The sequence below is a fragment of the Massilia sp. CFBP9026 genome (assembly GCF_034045165.1).
GTDB lineage: Bacteria > Pseudomonadota > Gammaproteobacteria > Burkholderiales > Burkholderiaceae_D > Telluria > Telluria arenae.
Window position 1 is genome coordinate 189,384 of the sequence record NZ_JAXCWH010000010.1, and the last position, 21,764, is coordinate 211,147.

17 protein-coding genes and 3 tRNA genes are annotated in these 21,764 nt (G+C 63.1%); 8 read left to right on the forward strand and 12 right to left on the reverse strand.

The window, feature by feature from the left end:
- On the reverse strand, window positions 1–729 hold the full coding sequence (locus SOM28_RS22400) for an ABC transporter ATP-binding protein (protein ID WP_320469508.1): 729 nt from the start codon (window positions 727–729) through the stop codon (window positions 1–3).
- Between SOM28_RS22400 and SOM28_RS22405 the strand changes: the two genes are divergently transcribed.
- Together SOM28_RS22405 and mnmH are read left to right on the forward strand one after the other, a co-directional pair.
- On the forward strand, window positions 728–1,354 hold the full coding sequence (locus tag SOM28_RS22405; RefSeq protein ID WP_320469509.1) for an arylesterase: 627 nt from the start codon (window positions 728–730) through the stop codon (window positions 1,352–1,354). The two genes, SOM28_RS22400 and SOM28_RS22405, sit on opposite strands and share 2 nt — an antisense overlap.
- 12 nt (window positions 1,355–1,366) lie before the next feature.
- Window positions 1,367–2,419 (forward strand): tRNA 2-selenouridine(34) synthase MnmH, encoded by a 1,053-nt coding sequence (gene mnmH / locus SOM28_RS22410; RefSeq protein WP_320469525.1) that lies wholly within the window; start codon window positions 1,367–1,369, stop codon window positions 2,417–2,419.
- 80 nt (window positions 2,420–2,499) lie between these two features.
- Here mnmH and SOM28_RS22415 read toward each other — a convergent pair whose 3' ends face one another.
- The 11 genes from SOM28_RS22415 to SOM28_RS22465 all read right to left on the reverse strand — a co-directional run bounded on the left by SOM28_RS22415 (window position 2,500) and on the right by SOM28_RS22465 (window position 16,332).
- The gene (locus SOM28_RS22415) at window positions 2,500–4,419 is read right to left on the reverse strand and encodes a SurA N-terminal domain-containing protein (RefSeq protein WP_320469510.1); all 1,920 of its coding nucleotides are present in this window, start codon (window positions 4,417–4,419) and stop codon (window positions 2,500–2,502) included.
- Window positions 4,420–4,540: 121 nt separating this feature from the next.
- A tRNA-Asp gene (locus SOM28_RS22420) sits at window positions 4,541–4,617 on the reverse strand.
- A 24-nt stretch (window positions 4,618–4,641) separates the two neighbouring features.
- Window positions 4,642–4,718, reverse strand: a tRNA-Asp gene (locus tag SOM28_RS22425).
- Between the two features lie 81 nt (window positions 4,719–4,799).
- Window positions 4,800–5,072: an HU family DNA-binding protein gene (locus SOM28_RS22430; RefSeq protein ID WP_005671138.1), complete on the reverse strand. Its 273-nt coding sequence runs from the start codon at window positions 5,070–5,072 to the stop codon at window positions 4,800–4,802.
- A 415-nt stretch (window positions 5,073–5,487) separates the two neighbouring features.
- A complete protein-coding gene (gene lon, locus SOM28_RS22435; RefSeq protein WP_320469511.1) occupies window positions 5,488–7,902 on the reverse strand; it encodes an endopeptidase La in 2,415 nt (804 codons plus the stop codon).
- Between the two features lie 273 nt (window positions 7,903–8,175).
- Window positions 8,176–9,444: an ATP-dependent Clp protease ATP-binding subunit ClpX gene (gene clpX, locus SOM28_RS22440; RefSeq protein ID WP_123072091.1), complete on the reverse strand. Its 1,269-nt coding sequence runs from the start codon at window positions 9,442–9,444 to the stop codon at window positions 8,176–8,178.
- A 196-nt stretch (window positions 9,445–9,640) separates the two neighbouring features.
- Complete coding sequence (gene clpP, locus SOM28_RS22445; RefSeq protein ID WP_123072090.1) at window positions 9,641–10,258, reverse strand: ATP-dependent Clp endopeptidase proteolytic subunit ClpP; 618 nt, start codon at window positions 10,256–10,258, stop codon at window positions 9,641–9,643.
- A 69-nt stretch (window positions 10,259–10,327) separates the two neighbouring features.
- On the reverse strand, window positions 10,328–11,668 hold the full coding sequence (tig, locus tag SOM28_RS22450; protein ID WP_320469512.1) for a trigger factor: 1,341 nt from the start codon (window positions 11,666–11,668) through the stop codon (window positions 10,328–10,330).
- A gap of 31 nt (window positions 11,669–11,699) precedes the next feature.
- Window positions 11,700–11,786 (reverse strand) — tRNA-Leu (locus SOM28_RS22455).
- A 299-nt stretch (window positions 11,787–12,085) separates the two neighbouring features.
- Window positions 12,086–15,196 (reverse strand): efflux RND transporter permease subunit, encoded by a 3,111-nt coding sequence (locus tag SOM28_RS22460; protein ID WP_320469513.1) that lies wholly within the window; start codon window positions 15,194–15,196, stop codon window positions 12,086–12,088.
- Window positions 15,193–16,332 (reverse strand): efflux RND transporter periplasmic adaptor subunit, encoded by a 1,140-nt coding sequence (locus SOM28_RS22465; RefSeq protein ID WP_320469514.1) that lies wholly within the window; start codon window positions 16,330–16,332, stop codon window positions 15,193–15,195. Before SOM28_RS22465 ends, SOM28_RS22460 begins: the two co-directional genes overlap by 4 nt.
- Before the next feature lie 141 nt (window positions 16,333–16,473).
- Here SOM28_RS22465 and hpnC point away from each other — a divergent pair, with 141 nt between their 5' ends.
- The 6 genes from hpnC (at window position 16,474) to SOM28_RS22495 (ending at window position 21,542) form a co-directional block, all read left to right on the forward strand.
- Entirely contained in the window at window positions 16,474–17,283 is an 810-nt protein-coding gene (gene hpnC / locus SOM28_RS22470) for a squalene synthase HpnC (RefSeq protein WP_320469515.1), read from the forward strand.
- Between the two features lie 212 nt (window positions 17,284–17,495).
- Window positions 17,496–18,329: a presqualene diphosphate synthase HpnD gene (hpnD, locus tag SOM28_RS22475; protein ID WP_320469516.1), complete on the forward strand. Its 834-nt coding sequence runs from the start codon at window positions 17,496–17,498 to the stop codon at window positions 18,327–18,329.
- The gene (hpnE, locus tag SOM28_RS22480) at window positions 18,316–19,731 is read left to right on the forward strand and encodes a hydroxysqualene dehydroxylase HpnE (protein ID WP_320469517.1); all 1,416 of its coding nucleotides are present in this window, start codon (window positions 18,316–18,318) and stop codon (window positions 19,729–19,731) included. The genes hpnD and hpnE overlap by 14 nt, the downstream gene beginning before the upstream one ends.
- Before the next feature lie 31 nt (window positions 19,732–19,762).
- The gene (locus tag SOM28_RS22485; protein ID WP_320469518.1) at window positions 19,763–19,912 is read left to right on the forward strand and encodes a hypothetical protein; all 150 of its coding nucleotides are present in this window, start codon (window positions 19,763–19,765) and stop codon (window positions 19,910–19,912) included.
- An 18-nt stretch (window positions 19,913–19,930) separates the two neighbouring features.
- Window positions 19,931–20,728 (forward strand): DUF1700 domain-containing protein, encoded by a 798-nt coding sequence (locus tag SOM28_RS22490; protein ID WP_320469519.1) that lies wholly within the window; start codon window positions 19,931–19,933, stop codon window positions 20,726–20,728.
- A 19-nt stretch (window positions 20,729–20,747) separates the two neighbouring features.
- Window positions 20,748–21,542: a head GIN domain-containing protein gene (locus SOM28_RS22495; RefSeq protein ID WP_320469520.1), complete on the forward strand. Its 795-nt coding sequence runs from the start codon at window positions 20,748–20,750 to the stop codon at window positions 21,540–21,542.
- The last annotated feature ends 222 nt before the right edge of the window (window positions 21,543–21,764 follow it).

Consider the following 21,764-nt stretch of genomic DNA (forward strand, 5'->3'; position numbering starts at 1 on the left):
TTATTCGACCAGGCGGCCGGCCGCGATCGTGATCGTGCGGCCGCAGCGCGCCGCCATGCCCGGATCGTGGGTCACCAGCACCAGGGTCGAGCCGCGTTCGCGATTGAGCTCGAACATCAGCTGGATGACGGACTCGCCGGTGGCGGCATCGAGGCTGCCGGTCGGTTCGTCGGCGAACAGCAGCGGCGGTTCGGTGACGAAGGCGCGCGCCAGCGCGACGCGCTGCTGCTCGCCGCCGGACAGGAATTTTGGATAGTGCTTCAGGCGGCTCGACAGCCCAACTCGGCCCAGCATCTCGGTGGCCTTCTCGCGCGCCCCTGCATCGCCGCGCAGTTCGAGCGGCAGCATCACGTTCTCGAGCGCGGTCAGGTGGGCCAGCAGCTGGAACGACTGGAACACGAAGCCCAGCTTGGCCTTGCGGAAGGCCGCGCGCCCGTCTTCATCGAGGACGAAGATGTCGGTGCCATCGAGCAGCACGGTGCCGGAGGATGGCGTGTCGAGGCCAGCCAGCAGGCCGAGCAGGGTCGACTTGCCCGAGCCGGATGCACCCACCAGCGCGAGCGTCTCGGCCGGTTGCACGGTAAAATCGATGCTTTGCAGGATGGTGAGCTCGCCGCTGGCGTCGGCCACCTTCTTCGACAAACCGCTTACCTGGATCGCGGGCGGACGGCCTGCATGTACGCCGGCGTCGCTGACGCCGTTTTTGAATGCCTCGGGATGATCACGCATGCTAGCTTTTCTTAAAAATTTAACTGTCGTCGCATTCCTCACCTTGGTCGCGACGGCGAGCGCCTATTCTGCACCAAAAACCGTGCTCGTGGTGGGCGACAGCCTGTCGGCCGAATACGGCATCGCGCGCGGCGCGGGCTGGGTGGCGCTGCTGGAACAGAAACTGCTGCGCGAGAAGATCGCAGCGAAGGTGGTCAACGCCAGCATCAGCGGCGAGACCACCAGCGGCGGCCGCGCGCGCCTGCCGGCCCTGATCAAGCAGCACCGTCCGGACATCGTCGTCATCGAACTGGGCGCCAACGACGGCCTGCGCGGCCTGCCGGTGCCATCGGCCGAAGCCAATTTGCGCGCCATGATCGCCATGGCGCAAGACACCAAGGCGCGCGTGCTGCTGGTCGGCATGCGGATGCCGCCGAACTATGGGCGTGCATACACCGAACGCTTCTTCAATATGTTCGAGTCCGTATCCAAATCCACCAAGTCGCCGCTGGTGCCGTTCATGCTCGAAGGCGTGGCCGACAAGCCTGCCCTGTTCCAGCAAGACCGCTTGCACCCGACTGCCCAGGCGCATCCGATCATCCTCAATAACATCTGGCCGCAGTTCGCGGCCCTCATCAAAAAGTAAGCTTCAATGAGCATGAAGTATCCGGAAGTCCTGGGGTTCGACGCCCTGCTGCCGCAGCTCGATACGTTCGATGCGATCATCGATGCGCGCAGCGAGGCCGAGTACGCCCTCGACCACATTCCTGGCGCGATCAACTGCCCCGTCCTGAACGACGAGGAACGCGTCCTGGTCGGCACGCTGTACAAGCAGACCGGCGCCTTCGAGGCCAAGAAGGTCGGCGCGCCGATCATCGCGCGCAATATCGCGCGCCATATCGAGACCCTGTGGGCGGACAAGCCGCGCGAATGGCGTCCGCTGGTGTACTGCTGGCGCGGCGGCAACCGCAGCGGCGCGATGGCGCACATCCTGGCGCGCATCGGCTGGCCGGTGGTGCAGCTCGAAGGCGGCTACAAGACCTATCGCGCCCACGTGAGCGCGGCGCTGGAGAATCCTCCCGAACTCGATTTTCGCGTCGTGTGCGGCACCACCGGCAGCGGCAAGAGCCGCCTGCTGGAAACGCTCGATGGCATTGGCGCCCAGGTGCTTGATCTCGAGAAGCTCGCGGCCCACCGCGGCTCGGTGCTCGGCCACCTGCCGAACGAACCGCAACCGACCCAGAAGATGTTCGAAAGCCTGGTGTGGGACAAGCTGCGCCGCTTCGATCCCGAAAAGCCCGTGTTCGTCGAATCCGAGAGCAAGAAGGTCGGCAACCTGCGCGTGCCAGGCGTGGTCATGGAACGCATGCGCGCCTCGCCCTGCATCGCCGTGAACCTGTCGCGCCCGAACCGCGTGCGGCTGCTGATGGAAGACTACGAGCACTTCTGCGCCGATCCATCGGCATTGAACACGCAGCTGGATCACCTGGTGCAGCTGCATGGCCGCGCGCAGATCGACGCCTGGCACGCGATGGCCAATGGCGGCGAGATGGCGCAACTGGTCGACCAGCTGCTGGCACAGCACTACGATCCGGCCTACCTGCGCTCGATCGACCGCAACTTCGTGCGTTACCCGCAAGCCGACGTGCTGACGCTGGACGACATCGCGCCCGAGGACTTTCTCAAGGCCGCGCGCCAGCTACATCCGTAGTCTCACATCAGATCGACGCACACGAAAAAAAAAAGCCCGGCTGCACAAGCAGCCGGGCTTTTTATCGTCCAACGAACCGATTACTGCTCGTCGGTGTTCGCACCCAGTTCATTCGGGCGAACATTGATCTTCACCTTGGCCTTGACCTTCAGCGCTTCGACGTAGTCATACATCTGCTGCTGGCCGACCAGGTTGCCGATCTGGTCGGATTCCTGCTTGCGGCGCGCCGTATCTGGCTGGGCCGGTTGCGACACCTTCCCGACGCGGTAGACGCCATAACCCTGGCCCGGCACTTCGACGCCGACATAGGCCGGCAGTTTGGTCACGTCGGCCTTCAGCACGGCGATCGCCGCGGTCTGGTTGATCGCCGGCTCCTTGGTGCGCGACACGCTCACAGGTGCACCGAAACCGGTAGCGTCGCCCGATGCCTTCGCAGCCTTCAGCTTTGCTTCGCCGGCGGCGCGCGCCAGGCGGGCCGCTTCTTCCAGCGTCACGCGCTGGCGGATCTGGGCATCGACTTCGGCCAGCGGACGCTTGGTCGCCGGACGGAACTCGACCACGCGGCCCGACACCAGCACACTCGGCGCCACTTCGACGGCTTCGGTATTGCGCTTGTTCTTGATCGCGTCGTTGCCGAACAGGGCGGTCAGGAACTTGGCGTTGTTGATCGGCGAGTCGCCCAGCGCCGGGTTCGGCGTGCGGGTCAGGTTGTCGGCGGTCTGGATCTGCAGCTTGAGCTTGTCGGCGACCGGCTTCAGGCTTTCGGACTGGTCATACGCGGTCTCGCTGAACACGCCCGCCAGCTCGGTGTACTTGGCCGACATCTTCTGCTTCTTGAGGTCGGCGGCGATATCGCCCTTCGCATCGTCCAGCGAACGCTGGGTCGACGGCTTGATGCCGGTGACCTTGATGACGTGCCAGCCGAATTCCGACTGCACCAGGCCGCTCGTCTCGCCCTCTTTCATCGCGTAGATCGAATCCTCGACCGACTTCACGAACAGGCCTTTCTCGACCACGCCCAGGTCGCCGCCCGACTGGGCCGAGCCCGGGTCTTGCGAGTTGGCCTTGGCGATCGCCGCGAAGTTGTCCGGATTGGCGCGCACCTCGGCCAGCACCGATTCCGCCTTCTTCTTGGCGGCCGCCTGGGTTGCGGCGTCGGCATCGCGCGACACCGTGATCAGGATGTGGCTCGCGCTGCGCTGCTCGGGCGTGGTGTAGTTCTTGAGGTTCTTGTTGTAGTAGTCGGTGACTTCGGCGTCGGTGACCTGCACCTGGCCTTCGACGGTCGACGCATCGAACACGACGTATTCGGCTTTCACCTGCTCCGGAATCTGGAACAGCTGCGCGTTCTTGTCGTAATAAGCCTTGACCATCTCGTCGGTAACCTTCACCTGCGGCAGATAGGTCGACAGCGGGAACAGGACTTCCTGCACTTCACGTTCCTGGTCGTTGATGTCCGACAGGCGGTTGGCGACGCTGCGCGGCGCGAATGCGGTCGCCTGGATCGCACCCGACAGCTGCTGCACGGCCAGGTCGCGGCGCAGGCGCTGGTCGAACATCTCGGGCGTCATGCCTTGCGCGGCCAGCGCGGCCTTGTAGCCTTCCATGTCGAAGCCACCGTCCGGCAGGCGGAACTGCTGGATGTCCATGATGGTCTTCTGCAGGGTCGCATCGCTCACGCTCATGTGCGCGCGGTTGATCTCGGCATTGATGGCGCGCTCGGCCACCAGGTTGTTCAGGATCGCCTGCTTGGCTTCCGAGGTTTCGAACAGCTTCTGGTCGAACTGCTCGCCCATCATCTGGCGCGCCTGGTCGATCTGGCGGCGCTGCGCGTCTTCCCACTCCTGCTGGGTGATCTTCTGGCCATCGACGGTGGCGACACCGGCGCCGCCGTCATTGCTCTGGTAACTCTCCATCCCGACGAACACGAACGAGGGAACGATCAAGAGCAGCAGGATCCCGTACATCCAGCGCTTGTGGGTCCGAATAAATTCAAACATGGTCAGCCATTCAAGGTTGAGAATGCATTAACAGCACAGTTAAAAAAAAAGGCGAACTCGCGTTCGCCTCTTCTCGTTTCGAGGCGGCTCTTTTTTGAGCTGCCCCTGTCTTACTAAATTCTGGCGGAGCGGACGGGGCTCGAACCCGCGACCCCCGGCGTGACAGGCCGGTATTCTAACCAACTGAACTACCGCTCCAGACTCGTGTTTCATGTTTTTTGTTGGCGGAGCGGACGGGGCTCGAACCCGCGACCCCCGGCGTGACAGGCCGGTATTCTAACCAACTGAACTACCGCTCCAGCAAAAAACAATCAACCCAGCATCAGGATGAATACAACGTTATCCTGCTGCTTTCTTCGCTTGTCACCGCGAAGAAGGCATTAGTTTACTGCATCTTTCAGCGCTTTACCAGCCTTAAATTTCGGAACCTTCGCAGCCTTGATCTTGATGGGTTCCTTGGTGCGTGGATCGCGGCCAGTACGCGCTGCGCGCTCGCCCACGGTGAAGGTGCCGAAGCCCACCAGCGTGACGCTGTCGTTCTTCTTCAGGCTTTCGGTGACCGCTTCGATCATGGCGTCGAGTGCACGCGTCGCCGAGGCCTTCGTAATGTCCGCGGACTTCGCGATTTCTTCGATCAGTTCTGTCTTGTTCACTCGTTTCCTCGTTTTCCGTTCGTGACGCATACCGCGCCATTGCTGCAAAAGTGCAAGCGTATATTAAACAAGGGCAACATAGGGATGTCAAGCGAGCATGGTCGAGGAAGACTTCGGTTGGCGGGTCAGAAAGCCCGTCAGTATTGACACTCTGAAGCTAATCGCACGACGCTCGCGCTAACACGACGCCCGCGCTAACACGACGCCCGCGCGCTAACACGACGCCCGCGCGCTAACACGTCGTACCCGCGCAGGCGGGTACCCAAGTTGTTTGCGTGCCGACTGCGTTCGATGATGATGGTTTGCGTGCGCACTTGGGTACCCGCCTTCGCGGGTACGACGCTCTAAAGTAGCGAGCAAAAAAACAGGCGCCGCAAGGGCGCCTGATTCATGAACTACGTGAAGTACTGAGTGCTTAGTGCTTGACCACTTCGCTCTGCCCTTCGCTCGGGGCTGGCGCCACGGCGACTGCAGGCACATCGGACAGCGCTTCCGGCTGGCGTTCCAGCGCGATCTCAAGGACCTTCTCGATCCAGCGCACCGGCACGATCTCGAGCTTGTTCTTGACGTTGTCCGGGATCTCGGCCAGGTCCTTCACGTTCTGCTCGGGAATCAGCACCGTCTTGATGCCGCCGCGATGCGCCGCCAGCAGCTTCTCTTTCAGGCCGCCGATCGGCAGCACTTCGCCGCGCAGCGTGATCTCCCCCGTCATTGCCACGTCGGCGCGCACCGGGATGCCGGTGAAGGCCGAGACCAGCGCGGTCGTCATGCCGATGCCGGCGGACGGACCGTCCTTCGGCGTCGCACCTTCCGGCACGTGGATGTGGATATCGGTCTTCTCGAACACTTCGTTCTTGATGCCGAAGCGCTGCGCGCGGCTACGCACCACGGTGCGGGCTGCCTCGATCGATTCCTTCATCACGTCGCCCAGCGTACCGGTGCGGATGATACCGCCCTTGCCCGGAACATTGACCGCCTCGATCGTCAGCAGGTCGCCGCCCACCTCGGTCCAGGCCAGGCCGACCACCTGGCCGATCTGGTTATCCTTCTCGGCCACGCCGAAGTCGTAGCGGCGCACGCCCAGGAATTTGTCCAGGTTCTTGGCATTGACGATCACGCGCTTCTCGGCCGCGGTCGAACCTTTTTTCAGCAGCAGCATCTTGACCACCTTGCGGCAGATCTTCGACACTTCGCGCTCGAGCGAACGCACACCGGCTTCACGGGTGTAGTAACGGATGATGTCGCGGATCGCGGTCTCTTCGACCTTGATTTCCTCTTCCTTCAGGCCGTTGTTCTTCAACTGCTTCGGCAGCAGGTAGCGCTGCGCGATGCTGGTCTTCTCGTCTTCGGTATAACCCGACAGGCGGATGACTTCCATCCGGTCCAGCAGCGCCGGCGGGATGTTGAACGAGTTCGAGGTCGCCACGAACATCACGTCCGACAGGTCGAAATCGACCTCCAGGTAGTGGTCCGAGAAGGTGTGGTTCTGTTCCGGGTCCAGCACCTCGAGCAGGGCCGACGATGGGTCGCCGCGGAAGTCCGCGCCCATCTTGTCGATCTCGTCGAGCAGGAACAGCGGATTGCGAACGCCGACCTTGGCCAGCGATTGCAGCACCTTGCCCGGCATCGAACCGATATAGGTGCGGCGGTGGCCGCGGATCTCGGCTTCGTCGCGCACGCCGCCCAGCGCCATGCGCACGAACTTGCGGTTCGTGGCGCGGGCGATCGACTGGCCCAGCGAGGTCTTGCCGACACCAGGAGGACCGACGAAGCACAGGATCGGGGCCTTGAGCTTGTCGACGCGCTGTTGCACCGCGAGGTATTCCAGGATGCGTTCCTTGATCTTGTCGAGGCCGTAGTGATCCTGCTCGAGCACGGCTTCCGCGTTCTGCAGGTCGATGGTCACTTTCGACTTTTTCTTCCATGGCAGCGACACCAGGGTGTCAATGTAGTTCCGTACGACCGTGGCTTCGGCCGACATCGGCGACATCAGCTTGAGCTTGCGAATCTCGGCCTGGGCTTTGTCCATGGCTTCCTTCGGCATCTTGGCGGCGATGACTTTCTTCTCGAGCTCCTCGATGTCGGCGCCCTCTTCGCCTTCGCCCAGTTCCTTCTGGATTGCCTTGACCTGTTCGTTCAGGTAGTACTCGCGCTGCGATTTTTCCATCTGGCGCTTCACGCGGCCACGGATGCGCTTCTCGACCTGCAGGATGTCCAGTTCGCCTTCCAGCTGGCCGAGCAGGTGCTCGAGGCGCTTGGCGACGTTGAAGATCTCCAGGATCACCTGCTTCTGCTCGAGCTTGAGCGGCAGGTGCGCGGCGACGGTATCGGCCAGGCGGCCGGCGTCGTCGATGCCGGCCAGCGAAGCCAGGATCTCGGGCGGAATCTTTTTATTGAGTTTGACGTACTGGTCGAACTGCTGGACGATCGCGCGGCGCATGGCTTCGACTTCGGAATCGTCGCCGATTTCCGAATTGAGCGGCGTGAGGTCGGCCACGAAATGGGTAGCGCCATCGGTAATATTATCGATGCGCGCGCGCTGGGAACCTTCCACCAGCACCTTCACGGTGCCGTCCGGGAGTTTCAGCATTTGCAGAATATTTGCCACGCAGCCGATCTCATAGATGTCTGCGGCGGAAGGTTCGTCCTTGGCGGCGGCCTTCTGGGCAGCCAGCATGATGCTCTTGCCCTGCTCCATTGCGGCTTCGAGCGCCTTGATGGATTTAGGACGGCCGACGAACAGAGGTATCACCATATGCGGGAACACAACCACATCGCGCAACGGCAGAAGCGGCAGCGTCGTTTGCTCGGTTAATTTCGAAGTTGTCATGGCATACCTTATAGAAAGCGTGTTGCTGAACTTGGGCGCTGGGCAGTGAAAACACAAGGGCCACCCAGCGAAAATATTTTCTACAAGTAAAAAAGTTTCAACTTGCCGAAGAATATAACTGTTCCAATAAAAGCCGTTCCAAAATTGAAAAAGCCACCGCGCGGCGCGCCGCGAGTGGCTTTTCGATTGAAGCCTGGAGTCTTTTATTGAGAATGATTGTACCTAGTTGAGTCCGCACGGCAAGCCTTTTTGTGGCGTGCGTGCGGGCTTTTTTCAGTTCTCTCCAGACGCCTTCGCGGTTTCGCTATAAATCAGCAAAGGTTTCGCGCCATTCGTGATCGTATTTTCATCGATCACGACTTTGACGACGTTTTGCTGGCTTGGCAATTCATACATCACGTCCAGCAGCGCGTGTTCGAGAATCGAACGCAGGCCGCGCGCGCCGGTCTTGCGCGCCAGCGCTTTCTTGGCGATCGCGTGCAGGGCTGCAGGACGAATCTCCAGCTCGGCGCCTTCCATCTCGAGCAGCTTCGAATACTGCTTGATCAGGGCGTTCTTAGGCTCGACCAGGATCTGGATCAGCGCTTCCTCGGTCAGCTCGCTCAGAGCGGCTACGACCGGCAGACGGCCCACCAGCTCGGGGATGAGACCGAACTTGATCAGATCCTCTGGCTCGGCTTCGAGCAGGATCTCGGCGTTGTAGCTGTCGTCCAGGCTCTTGACCGTGGCGCCGAAGCCGATGCCGCTCTTGACCGAACGGTTCTGGATCACCTTGGCCAGGCCGTCGAAGGCGCCGCCGCAGATGAACATGATGTTGGTCGTGTCGATCTGTACGAAGTCCTGGTTCGGATGCTTGCGGCCACCTTGTGGCGGCACCGACGCCATCGTGCCTTCGATCAGTTTCAACAGCGCCTGCTGCACGCCCTCGCCCGACACGTCGCGGGTGATCGATGGATTGTCGGACTTGCGCGAAATCTTGTCGATCTCGTCGATGTAGACGATGCCGCGCTGCGCCTTTTCCACCTCATAGTTGCAGCTCTGCAGCAGCTTCTGAATGATGTTCTCGACGTCTTCACCGACATAGCCGGCTTCGGTCAAGGTGGTCGCGTCGGCGATCACGAACGGCACATTGAGCATGCGCGCCAGGGTCTGGGCCAGCAGGGTTTTACCCGAACCGGTTGGTCCAACCAGCAGAATATTGCTCTTGGCCAGTTCGACTTCGTCTTTCTTGCCCAGGTGCTTGAGGCGCTTGTAGTGGTTATACACCGCCACCGACAGGATGCGCTTGGCCGTTTGCTGGCCAATCACGTACTGGTCGAGCAGTTCGGTGATTTCGAGGGGCGTCGGCAGGTCGGACTTGGCGCCCGCCACCGTTTCGACGTTCGACGTTTCATCGCGGATGATGTCGTTGCACAGATCGATGCATTCATCGCAGATGAACACCGACGGTCCCGCGATCAGCTTCTTGACTTCGTGCTGGCTCTTTCCGCAGAACGAGCAGTACAGAAGTTTTTCGCCGCTGGAGGATTTTTTGTCTGACATGGGGGCAGGACTCTATTGAATTGCTGTGAATATAACGCTTATACGAGTGTGCAACAAGTGCCAATGTGACATGCCATGAAGGCAGCGCAACCTGTGCACCTACGAACATGCTACCCGAAATAAAAAACAAACGCCCGAACGTGATCGCGTCCGGGCGTTTTTTTCCAACACCTCTTTCGAGGTACGGGGTTGAAACCTACCCGCGACTGGTCAGGACCTTGTCGATCAAGCCATATTCGACGGACTCGTCCGCCGACATGAAGCGGTCGCGGTCGGTATCCTTGTGGATCTGCTCGATGCTCTGGCCGGTGTTGTCGGCCATGATGCGCGCCAGGCGCTCGCGCAGGTACAGGATTTCCTTGGCCTGGATTTCGATATCCGAAGCCATACCCTGCGATCCGCCCGATGGCTGGTGAATCATGACGCGCGAATTCGGCAGCGAGAAGCGCTTGCCCTTGGCGCCGGCGGCCAACAGGAAGGCGCCCATCGAGGCGGCCAGACCCGTGCACAGTGTCGAGACATCCGGCTTGATGAAGTTCATCGTGTCGAAGATCGCCAGGCCCGCCGAGACCGAACCGCCCGGGGAGTTAATGTAGAGCGAAATATCCTTGTCAGGATTTTCACTTTCCAGGAACAGCATCTGGGCGACGATCAGGTTCGCCATCTGGTCGTTGACAGGGCCGACCAGGAAGATCACGCGCTCCTTCAAGAGGCGCGAATAGATGTCATAGGCGCGCTCGCCGCGGCCACTCTGTTCGATCACCATCGGCACCATGCCGAGTGCTTGTGTATCCAATGCCGGATTACGAATCATACCTGTCTCGTTCCTTATAAAGAGGCCATGGAAAAAAATGCCGGCCACGCAGGCCGGCATTTCGATTCCTTAGGCCTGTGGGACGCTGCCCATCAGTTCATCGAAAGCGATGGTCGTGGTCGACACTTTCGCCTTGCCGAGTACATAGTTGACGACGTTTTCTTCCAATACAAGAGCTTCGACTTCACCCAAGCGACGACGGTCGCTGAAGTAGTACTTGAGCACTTCTTTTGGATCTTCGTAGCTTTGCGAGAAGTCTTCGATCTGGGCTTTCACCTGGTCTTGGGTAGCTTGCAGATTGTTGTCTGCGACCAGTTGCGACAGGATCAGGCCCAGGCGCACGCGGCGCTCTGCCTTGTCCTTGAACATCTCGGCCGGGAATGGCAGCTTGGAGACGTCCATGCCGCGCTGCGACATGTCCTGGCGGGTCATTTCGGCCAGGCGTTCCGAATCTTGCTCAATCATGACTTGTGGCACGTCCAGTTCGGTCGACTTGACCAGGGCGTCCATCACGGCTTCCTTGTTACGTGCTTTGACACGGGCGCGCACTTCGCGTTCCAGGTTGACCTTGATGTCTTCGCGCATCTTCTCGATCGAGCCGTCTTCGATGCCCAGCGATTGGGCGAATTCGGCGTCGACTTCCGGCAGGTGCGCCCATTCCAGGGCCTTCAGGGTGATGGTGAACTCGGCGGTTTTACCGGCCACGTCCTTGCCATGGTAGTCCTCTGGGAAAGCCAGTGGGAAAGTCTTGGCTTCGCCGACTTTCAGGCCGATGGTCGCGGCTTCGAATTCCGGCAGCATGCGGCCTTCGCCCAGCACGAAGGCGTAGTCTTCAGCCTTGCCGCCAGCGAATTCGACGCCATCCAGGGTGCCGACGAAGTCGACGGTCACGCGGTCGCCATTGGCAGCCACTGCTTCGCCGCCGGTGCCGTGCTCGCCTGCTTCACCCTTGGTGTGGTAGTGCACGCGCTGCTTGCGCAGGATGTCGATGGTCTTGTCGATTTCGACGTCGCTGACGTCGGTGTTGACGGTTTCGACTTCGACGGCAGCCAGGTCGCCGATCACGACTTCTGGATACACTTCGAAGGTCGCGTCGAAGGACAGGGTGCCTTCTGCGGAGTCTTGCTTAGGCTCGATTTTCGGGAAACCGGCAACGCGCAGTTCGTTCTCGACGGCGGCTTCGTTGAAAGCGCGGCCGACTTTGTCGTTCAGGACGTCGGTTTCGATCTGGTAGCCGTACTGGGCAGCGACCATCTTCAGAGGCACTTTGCCTGGACGGAAGCCCGGCGCGCGGGCCGTCTTGGCCTGCTGTTTCAGGCGCTTTTCGACTTCGGTACGGACGTCAGCGACCGGAAAAGAGATCGTCAAGCGACGCTCGAGTTTACCCAGGGTTTCGACTGCAGTTGCCATTGTAAAAATCGTCCAAAAAAATAATTATTCGTGGTGCGAGGAGGGGGACTCGAACCCCCACACCATTGCTGGCGTCAGGACCTAAACCTGGTGCGTCTACCAATTTCGCCATCCTCGCTCAGGATTGCATAATTGCCACAAAAACAAAGGACGACCGACAGTGAAACCGGCCGCCCTGCACTCCAATGTTTAGGGGCTACAACTTCAAACGATTATTTTACTGGAATTTCTGACACTATTGGGCATCATTTTTAGTGGTGCGGGGTATGGCGCAAGGCAGGGACTTCTTGAGTTAGCTTTAATACGTCGTTCCCGCGCAGGCGGGAACCCAAGTTCGCTCGCATTATCGCCAATGCGCGCGTTACCACTTTGCATAAAACTTGGGTTCCCGCCTTCGCGGGAACGACGGAGCGACGGTCAGCGGTTCAAGGACGCGTCACTCTGCTCCGGCTTCTTGACCTTGAACCACAGTGCATACAAGGCCGGCAAGAACAACAAGGTCAACGCCGTCGCCACGATCAGGCCACCCATGATCGCCACCGCCATCGGTCCCCAGAACGTCGACCGGGACAGCGGAATCATGGCCAGCGCCGCCGCAGCCGCCGTCAGCAGAATCGGCCGGCAACGCCGCACCGCCGATTCCACGATCGCATCCCAAGGATGGCTGCCATTGGCGATGTCATGCTCGATCTGGTCCACCAGGATCACCGAATTCCGGATGATCATCCCGAACAGCGCGATCACGCCCAGGTTGGCAACGAAGCCGAACGGACGATCCAGGATCAACAGCGCCATCGCCGCTCCCGCCACGCCCAGCGGACCGGTGAGGAACACCAGCAGCGAGCGCGAGAAGCTGTGCAGCTGCAGCATCAGCAAGGTAAAGGTGATGAACAGCACCAGCGGCACATTGGCCATGATCGAGGCCTCGGCCTCGGAGCTGTCGGCCGCGGCGCCCTCCACCGTCACGCGGTAGCCGGCCGGCAGCTTGGCGCGGATGTCGGCCAGCTTGGCATCGACCTGGTCGGTCACGGTCGGCCCCTGGATGCCCTCGACGACGTCGGACTGCACCATGATCGCCCACTCGCGGCCCTCGCGCCAGACCACGCCCGGCTCCCACACGAACTGCACCCGCGCGACCTGGCCGATGGTGACGGCGCGGCCGCCGGCGGTCGGCACCAGGGCTTCCTGCAGGCGCGTGATGGTCGAACGTTCCTCCAGCGGCTGGCGCACCACCATCTCGATCAGGCGGTTCGATTCGCGGAACTGGCCGATCGGGGTGCCGGTCAGGGTGGTCTGCACCACGCGCCGCACGGATTGCGAGGTCACGCCGAGCGCGCGCAGCTTGTCCTGGTCCAGGTCCAGGCGCAGCACCTTGACCGATTCGTTCCAGTTGTCGTTCACGCCCAGCGTATTCGGGTTGGCGGCCATGACTTCCTTGACCTGGTCGGCGATGGTGCGCACCACGCCGATGTCCGGACCCAGCACCTGGAACTGCACCGGATACGGCACCGGCGGCCCGTTCGGCAGCAGTTTCACGCGGCCGCGCACCTCGGGGAAGTCGGTCTTGAAGATCTCGATGATCTTCATACGCAGGCGCTCGCGCGCGGCGGTATCCACCGGCAGCACCACCAGCTGCGACACGTTCGACTGCGGGAAGATCTGGTCCAGCGGCAGGTAAAAACGCGGGCTGCCGGTGCCGACGTAGCTCGTCACGCTCTGCACGCCCTCCTGCTTGGCCAGGAAGGCTTCGAAGCGCTTCACGACGGCTTCGTTGGCGGCAAAGCTGGTGCCTTCGGGCGACCACAACTCCACCATCAGCTCGGGGCGGCTCGAATCGGGGAAGAACTGCTTTTCGATGAAATTAAAGCCGAACACGCCCAGCGCAAACACGCCCAGGCTCAGCGCGATCGTGGTCTTTCTCCACTCGACGCAGCGGCTCACCAGGCGGCGAAAGCGCTGGTAACCGGGCGAATCGAAGACGTCGTGATGACCGCCCTCCCCGGCCGCATGCGGCTTCACCTTCAGCAGCAGGAAGCCGATGTAAGGCGTGAACGTGACGGCCACCACCCACGAGATCAGCAGCGCCAGCCCGTTCACCGAGAACATCGTAAACGTGTATTCGCCGGCCGCCGATTCGGCCAGGCCGATCGGCAGGAAGCCCGCCGCCGTGATCAGGGTCCCGGTCAGCATCGGCATCGCGGTCGAGGTATAGGCGAAGGTGGCCGCCTCGAAGCGAGATAGACCCTCTTCCATTTTGCGCACCATCATCTCGACCGCGATGATGGCATCATCCACCAGCAGGCCGAGGGCGATGATCAGGGCGCCGAGCGAAATCTTGTGCAACGAGATGTCCAGCATGCGCATGAACAGGAAGGTGATCGCCAGCACCAGCGGGATCGACAGCGCCACCACCAGGCCCGGATACACGTCCACCCGCCACTTCGGCTTGGTGTGCAGGCCCAGCGCCAGGAAGGACACGATCAGCACGATCACCACCGCCTCGATCAGCACCTTGACGAATTCGCCCACCGAGGCCGTCACCGCCTGCGGCTGGTCGGCCACCCGTTCGAGTTCGATGCCGACCGGGAGCTGGGAGCGAATGCGGTCCACCGTCTCGCTCAAGCCTTCGCCCATCGTGATGATATTGCCGCCCTTTTGCATCGACACGCCCAGGCCGATGACTTCCTTGCCGTTGAAGCGCATCTTCTCGGCCGGCGGATCCTGGTAGCCGCGCTTGACGGTGGCGAAGTCACCGAGCCGGAAAGTGGTGCCGCCGGCGCGCAACTGCAGGTCTTCGATCTGGCCCAAGGTCCGCAGGGCGCCCGTGACCCGCACCTGCAGGTTGTCGCTCGCCGTCACCAGTACCCCGCTCGCTTCTACCTGGTTCTGGGTCGCGATCTGGTTGACGATCTGCTCGAAAGGCACGCCCAGCTGGGCGAATTTCTTGCTCGAGAACTCGATATAGACTTTCTCGCTCTGCACCCCGAACTGCTCGACCTTGGCCACCAGCGGCACGCGCAGCAGTTGCTGGCGCACGAAGTCGGCGTAGTCGCGCATCTCGGCATAGGTGAAGCCGTCGCCCGACAGCGCGAAGATGGAACCGTAGGTATCGCCGAATTCATCGTTGAAGAAAGGCCCAATCACGCCCTGCGGCAGGGTGCCCGCGATGTCGCCGATCTTCTTGCGCACCTGGTACCAGGCCTCCGGCGTCTCGGATGGCGGTGTCGACTCGCGCAGTTCGAGGATGATGGTGGTCTCGCCCGGCTTGGAAAAGCTGCGGATGGTGTGGATATAGGGCGTCTCTTGCAGCTTGCGCTCGAGCGGATCGGTCACCTGCTCGGCCATCTGCAGCGCGGTGGCGCCCGGCCACACGGCGCGCACCACCATCGCGCGGAAGGTGAAGGGTGGATCCTCGTCCTGGCCCAGCTCGAAGTAACTGAGGATCCCGAACAGCATGCAGGCGGCGATCAGGAAGCGCGTGAGCGGGATGTGCTCCAGCGCCCAGCGCGATAGATTAAAACCCTTCATTTGCCGACCTCGCCCGACACGATCGTTTCGGTGTCGGCGCGGCGCGAGACGTCGGCGGTGAGGATGCGCACCTTCTGGCCATTCCTCAGCAGATTGACGCCGGCGGTGACGACGTTCTGGCCCGCGGCGATCTGGCCCGTGACCAGCACGTCATTGCGCACCTGGCCGACCACCTGTACCGGCACCAGCTTGACGGCGCCGTTCTCGACGATCCAGACCGAGCTCGCGCCCTTGTGCTGCACCAGCGCGGTCAGCGGAAGGCGCAGGCCGGCCGCGCCATTGGCGCCTGTGGCCAGTTCGACGGTCGCCGTCATGCCCAGCCGGACTTCGGCATTCTCGGGAATCGCCACTTTCACCGTATAGGTGCGGGTGGCCGGATCGGCCATCGGCGAGACTTCGCGGATCTTGCCGGGAATCGCCACGGCCTCGTTGGCCCACAGGCGCACGGTGACGTCGCCCGCCGCGCGCAGCTGCCCGACCTTGTCTTCGGGGATGCCGATCACCACTTCCTTCTCGACGGTTCTCGCCATGCGCACCACCGGGCTGCCCGGCTGCACCACCTGCCCCACTTCGGCCTCGATGGCGGTCACCACGCCGTCGGCGTCGGCCGCCAGGCTGGCGTAGTTGGACTGGTTGGACTGGCCGCGCAGCGCGGCGCGGGCGGCATCGACATTGGCCTGGGCCGCCTTCAGGGCGCTCTGCTTGGCGTCGAGCACGGCCTGGCTGACGAAATTCTGTGCGCGCAGGTCGACGTGGCGCTTGTGGTCGGCCCTCGCCAAATCACGCTCGGTCTCGGCGGCGCGCAGGGTGGCGCGGGCCTGGCTTTCGGCCAGGCGCAGGTCTTGTGGGTCGAGCCGCATCAGCACGTCGCCGCGCTTGACCGTGGCGCCGACGTCCACCTTGCGCTCGACGATCTTGCCGCCGACCCGGAAACCAAGCTGCGATTCATAGCGCGGGCGCACGTCGCCCGAGAACTCCAGACGCTCGCCCGCCGTGTCGGCGGCGAGGGTGATCACGCGCACCGGACGCACGTCCTCGGCAGGTGGGGCGGGCTTGGAACAGGCGACCAGGGCGGCGGCGGCCAGCGGCGCCAGCACGGCCGCGCGCAGGGCGGAAGAAGAAATTCGGGAAAACACAGTGGCGATCCTTTGGCTGATCTGGCGGCGTCTCAGGCCGGAGCTGGCTGCGTGTGAGCGTCACATTAGCGCCAGTTTGTATTCCAGCAATTATAATCATGCAAATAGATAATCAGATGACTTTAGAGTCATCCGTCAAAAATGGCCGTAGACCACTACGAAAACTTTCCTGTCGCCTCGATCCTGCTGCCGCGCCGCCTGGTGCCGGCGGTCGAGGCGATCTATGCCTTCGCACGCAGCGCAGACGACCTGGCCGACGAAGGGAACGCTACACCCGATGAACGACTGGCCGCCCTCGCAGCCTATGAACGCGAATTGGACCAGATCGATGTCGGCGCGACGTCGTCGGATCCCATGTTTACGCGTCTGGCCGGCGTAGTCGCCCAGTATCGCTTGCGGCTCTCCCCGATGCGCGACCTGCTGTCGGCCTTCAAGCAGGACGTCGTTACCCAGCGTTACGCTGATTATGCGAGTCTTCTCGATTATTGTCGCCGCTCGGCCGATCCGGTCGGGCGCCTGATGCTGGCGCTGTACGGCGCCGACGACGCCGATAATGTGCGCGAGTCCGACGCCATCTGTAGCGCGCTGCAGCTGACGAACTTCTTGCAGGACGTGGCGATCGACCTGGAGAAGGGGCGTATTTACATCCCTTTGGAAGACCTGGCCCGCTTCAAGGTGAGCGAGGCGGCGCTGCGCGCCGGCACGGTCGACGCGCCGTTCCAGGCCCTGATGCGCTTCGAGGTCGAGCGCACCCGCGCGCTGATGCTGTCGGGCGCCCCGCTGGCCAAGCGCCTGCCGGGCCGCATCGGCTGGGAGCTGCGCATGATCGTCCAGGGCGGCCTGCGCATCCTCGACCGCATCGAACACGCCGGCTACGACGTGTTCCGGCGCCGCCCGGTGCTGTCGGCGCCCGACTGGTTCATGGTCGGCTGGGGCGCATTACGTATGTGACCGACCACCTCGATGTAGGGTGGACCGGGACGCGCAGTCGGCTCCGCCGTCCACGCGTCCAGCTCGAGCATGCGCCGCTATAATGCGCCCGTATTTTGAACGCGTGGACGGCAAGCCGTCCACCCTACGCCAAACTTTCACACTCATCGGCTAAGATAGCGGATTGATTGCGCGGCCCTTCCGCGCCCCGACCAGCATTTCACGACGATTTCATGTCTCCAGACGAATACTGCCAGCAAAAGACCGTCCAAAGCGGCTCCAGTTTCTACTACAGCTTCCTGTTCCTCCCGCCCGAGCGCCGGCGCGCGATCACGGCGCTGTACGCCTTTTGCCGCGAGGTCGACGACACCGTCGACGAGGCCACCGACGGCTCGGTGGCGCGCATCAAGCTGGCCTGGTGGCGCACCGAGGTCTCGAAGATGTACTCGGGTACCCCGACCCACCCGGTGATGCTGGCCCTGCAGCCGCACATCGCCACCTATAAACTGGAAGAGAAACACCTGCTGGCCATCGTCGACGGCATGGAGATGGACCTCGACCAGAGCCGCTACCTCGACTACCCCGGCCTGCAGCGCTATTGCTGGCACGTGGCGGGCGTGGTCGGCATCCTGTCGGCCAGCATCTTCGGCTACACCAACCCGCAGACCCTGGCTTATGCCGAGAAGCTCGGCCTGGCCTTCCAGCTGACGAACATCATCCGCGACGTCGGCGACGATGCGCGCAAGGGCCGCATCTACCTGCCGGTCAACGAGCTGCAGCAGTTCGGCGTCACCGCCAACGACCTCCTCAAGCTGCAGCACACCGACAAGTTCGAGGCGCTGATGCGCTTCCAGGCCGAGCGCGCGCAAGCCATCTATGACGAAGCCCTGGCCCTGCTGCCGAAGGAAGACCGGCGCGCCCAGCGTCCCGGCCTGATGATGGCCGCCATCTACCGCACGCTATTGGACGAGATCCAGCGCGACGGCTTCCACGTGCTCAACCAGCGCATCTCGCTCACGCCGCTGCGCAAACTCTGGCTGGCGTGGAAGACCTATGTCCGCACCTGAATTGCGGGTCGCGGTCGCCGGCGGCGGTTGGGCCGGCTGCGCGGCGGCGGTGGAGCTGGCGCGCCAGGGCTGCCAGGTGACCCTGTTCGAGGCCGCCCGCAGCCTGGGCGGCCGCGCGCGCGGCGTCGAGGTACGCGGACTGGCCCTGGACAACGGCCAGCACATCCTGCTGGGCGCCTACCGCGAATCGCTGCGGCTCATGAAACGGGTGGGCGTCGACGAAAAAACCGCTTTCCTGCGACTGCCGGTGCAGATGCGCTATCCCGAGGGCGGCGACGGTATGGACTTCGCCGCGCCACGCCTGCCGGCGCCGCTGCACCTGGCGTTCGCCCTGCTGCGCGCCAAGGGCCTGGACCGCGCCGACAAGCTGGCGCTGGCCCGCTTCAACAGCGCCGGGCGCTGGATGGGCTGGCAGCTGGACACCGACTGCACGGTGCTCGAGCTGCTGGAGCGCTTCGACCAGACCGAGCGCCTGGCACGGCTGATGTGGCGCCCACTGTGCATCGCGGCCCTGAACACGCCGCCGGAACGGGCCTCGGCCAATGTGTTCCTGGCCGTGCTGCGCGACAGCCTGGGCGCGCGCCGGCGCGCCGCCTCCGACATGCTGCTGCCACGCCTGCCGATGGGGGCGCTGTTCCCGGAACCGGCCGGCGCCTGGCTCGAGCGCCAGGGTCGAGGTCATTCCGTGCGCCTGGGCGTCAAGGTCGCGGGCATCAAGCGCGATGGCGACGGCTGGCTGGTTGACTCGGGTGGCGATACTGCGGCCGAACGCTTCGACGCGGTGGTGCTGGCCACCCCGGCGCCGGTGAGCGCGGCGCTGCTGGCGGGGTTTTCGGAAGCCGCGCAGGTGGTTGCCCAACTGGAGGCCTTCACCCACGAGCCTATCGCCACCTGCTACCTCCAATACGCACCCGGCACCCGGCTCGCGCTGCCGTTCTACGCCCTGCTGGACGACCCTGCGGCAAACCGCTGGGGCCAGTTCGTGTTCGACCGCGCCCAGCTGGATGCGGCCCAGGACGGCCTGCTGGCAGTGGTAGTGAGTGCCGCCGCCGAGGCCGCTAGCCTGCCGCGCGAACAGCTGGCAGCCGCCATCGCGTCCCAGCTGGCTGAGGATTTCGGACGGCCGGAACTGGCCACCCCGAGCTGGACCCAGCTGATCACCGAGAAACGCGCCACTTTCAGCTGCACACCCGCATTAGTACGTCCAGGCAACACCACAGCCCTGCCCGGCCTGGTGCTGGCCGGCGACTACACGGCCAGCGACTACCCGGCCACCCTGGAAACGGCGGTGCGCAGTGGCCAGGCGGCGGCGACGGCCATCCGCGCCTACGGCGCCCTGCCCCGCGAAAAGCGCAGCCTGTCGCACGCCGATGGCGCCGCTTCCGGCGATTCCGTAAGGTAGCAGCATCAAAACCCGTCTTATGGAACTGACTATGAAACCCCGTCTCGGCCTGCACGCCGCTGCCATTGTTGCCATCGTGGCGCTGAGCACCCTGGTGCTGGTCAAGCCCGAACTGATCGGCGGATCGGCGCATGCGACCGTCATGGCGATCGGTTCCATCCCGGCCCTCGGCCACCACTAGACGGAGCGCCGCAAGCACATGGGCAAGCTGGAATACCTCGACGCGCTCAAGCGGGCCCTAATGGGCCTGCCGCCGGAAACTCAGGCCAGGACCCTGGCCTGGTACGAGCAGCGCTTCGTCGACGGCAGCACCGCCGGCCGGCCGGAACACGAGGTGGCCGCCGAGCTGGGCGATCCGCGCCAGGTCGCGGTGACCCTGCGTACCAGCGCCCACTTGGCCGACCTGAAGGACAGCAACAAGGACAAGAAACCGTCGGGCAATATCGCGCGCACGATCGTCTCGGGCATCGGCCTGTTGATTTTTAATCTGTTCATGCTGATCCCGGCCGCGGTGTTCGCTTCGCTGCTGATGTCGCTATACCTGTCCGCCTTCGGCGTCTATGTCTCGGGCATCGCCGTGACCGCCAGCGGACTGGCCGGCTCGAACGAGCTGATCCTGAGCGCCCCGCTGACCCGCATGGTGATCAGCGACGACGGCGAAACGGTTGAATCACAGACCCGGGTCACGATCGGCGCCAACGGCATTCACGTGTTCGACGAACCGGTGCCGAGCGCCGATGAGGACCATCCCGAGACCCGCCCCGAGCGCGACGACCGCAACTCGCGCTTCATGCGCGGGGCCGAGGCGGTTGCCGAACGCAAGATCCAGATCACGACCGAGCTGGATCCCGGCTCGCGCACCACGCAGGTGGCCTTCGGCTGCGCGCTGATCCTGGGCGGCATCGTGCTGTTCCTGCTGTCGATCGTGCTTACCAAATACACGCTGATGGGCATTCGCCGCTACGTGAACATGAACCTGTCGCTGCTGAAGGGATAAGGACACCATGCGCGCCTTGATGAGAATCGGATTCGCCCTGCTGCTGCTGGCCGCCGTGCTGGTGGCGCTGAGCTATAGCATGCTGCGCGCCACCGGCGTGAGCACCGCCGCCGAACGGCGCGAAGTGGCGCAGGACCGGCGCAGCGTGCCGGCCGGCGTCGACGTCGTCGAGCTCGACGGCCCGATCGACCTGAACCTGCGCTATGGCGCCACGCCGTCGCTGCAGGTCAGCGGCGAGCAGCGCATGCTGGGCAATGTCGAAGTCCAGGGCGACGGCAATGTGCTGCGCATCGGCATTCGCGGCATGGTGCTGCGCCACCGCGAACCGCTGGTGGTCGACCTGACCCTGCCGGCCCTGACCTCGGTCCGGATCGACGGCAGTGGCGACAGCAGCATCAATGGTTTCTCGGGCGACGAAATCGCCGTCCAGCTCAACGGCTCGGGCAGCGTGCGTTTCAATGGCCGCTTCCGCACCGCCAGAGTGAGCCTGACAGGCAGCGGCGACCTGGACGTGAATGGCGGCGCCGCGATGGACCGGGTCGAGACGCGCCTGATGGGGTCGGGCCGCATCACCGTGGTTGGCACCGCGCGCGAGCTCGACGCCACCACTACCGGCTCGGGCCACCTCGACGCCGAGCACCTGCGCGCCGAGGAAGTTACGGTAAGCCAGTCAGGCTCGGGCGACAGCGCGGTGCAGGCGCGCGGCAAGGTGAAGGTGTCGCTCAGCGGCAGCGGCGACGTCGAGGTGTATGGCAATCCGGGCGAGCGCAGCACGAGTCGGGCTGGTAGCGGGAGTGTGAGCTATCACGAGTAGCCACTCTGGTCGACGTAGAAGACTCCATGTTATTCATACGACATCAGGCGGTGCGGCACCAAGCGCTAGCGAAGGCCTCGATCGTTATTTTTCCTTGATGAAGAAAACTGCATATCAAGGTCTGCTATCGGCCAAAAGCGGTCCTTCCTAGTGTCGCAATCCAAAGCCTAGGCTGGCGAGGCAACGACATTGAACCATCCAGGCGTGGCTTCAATGACAGCC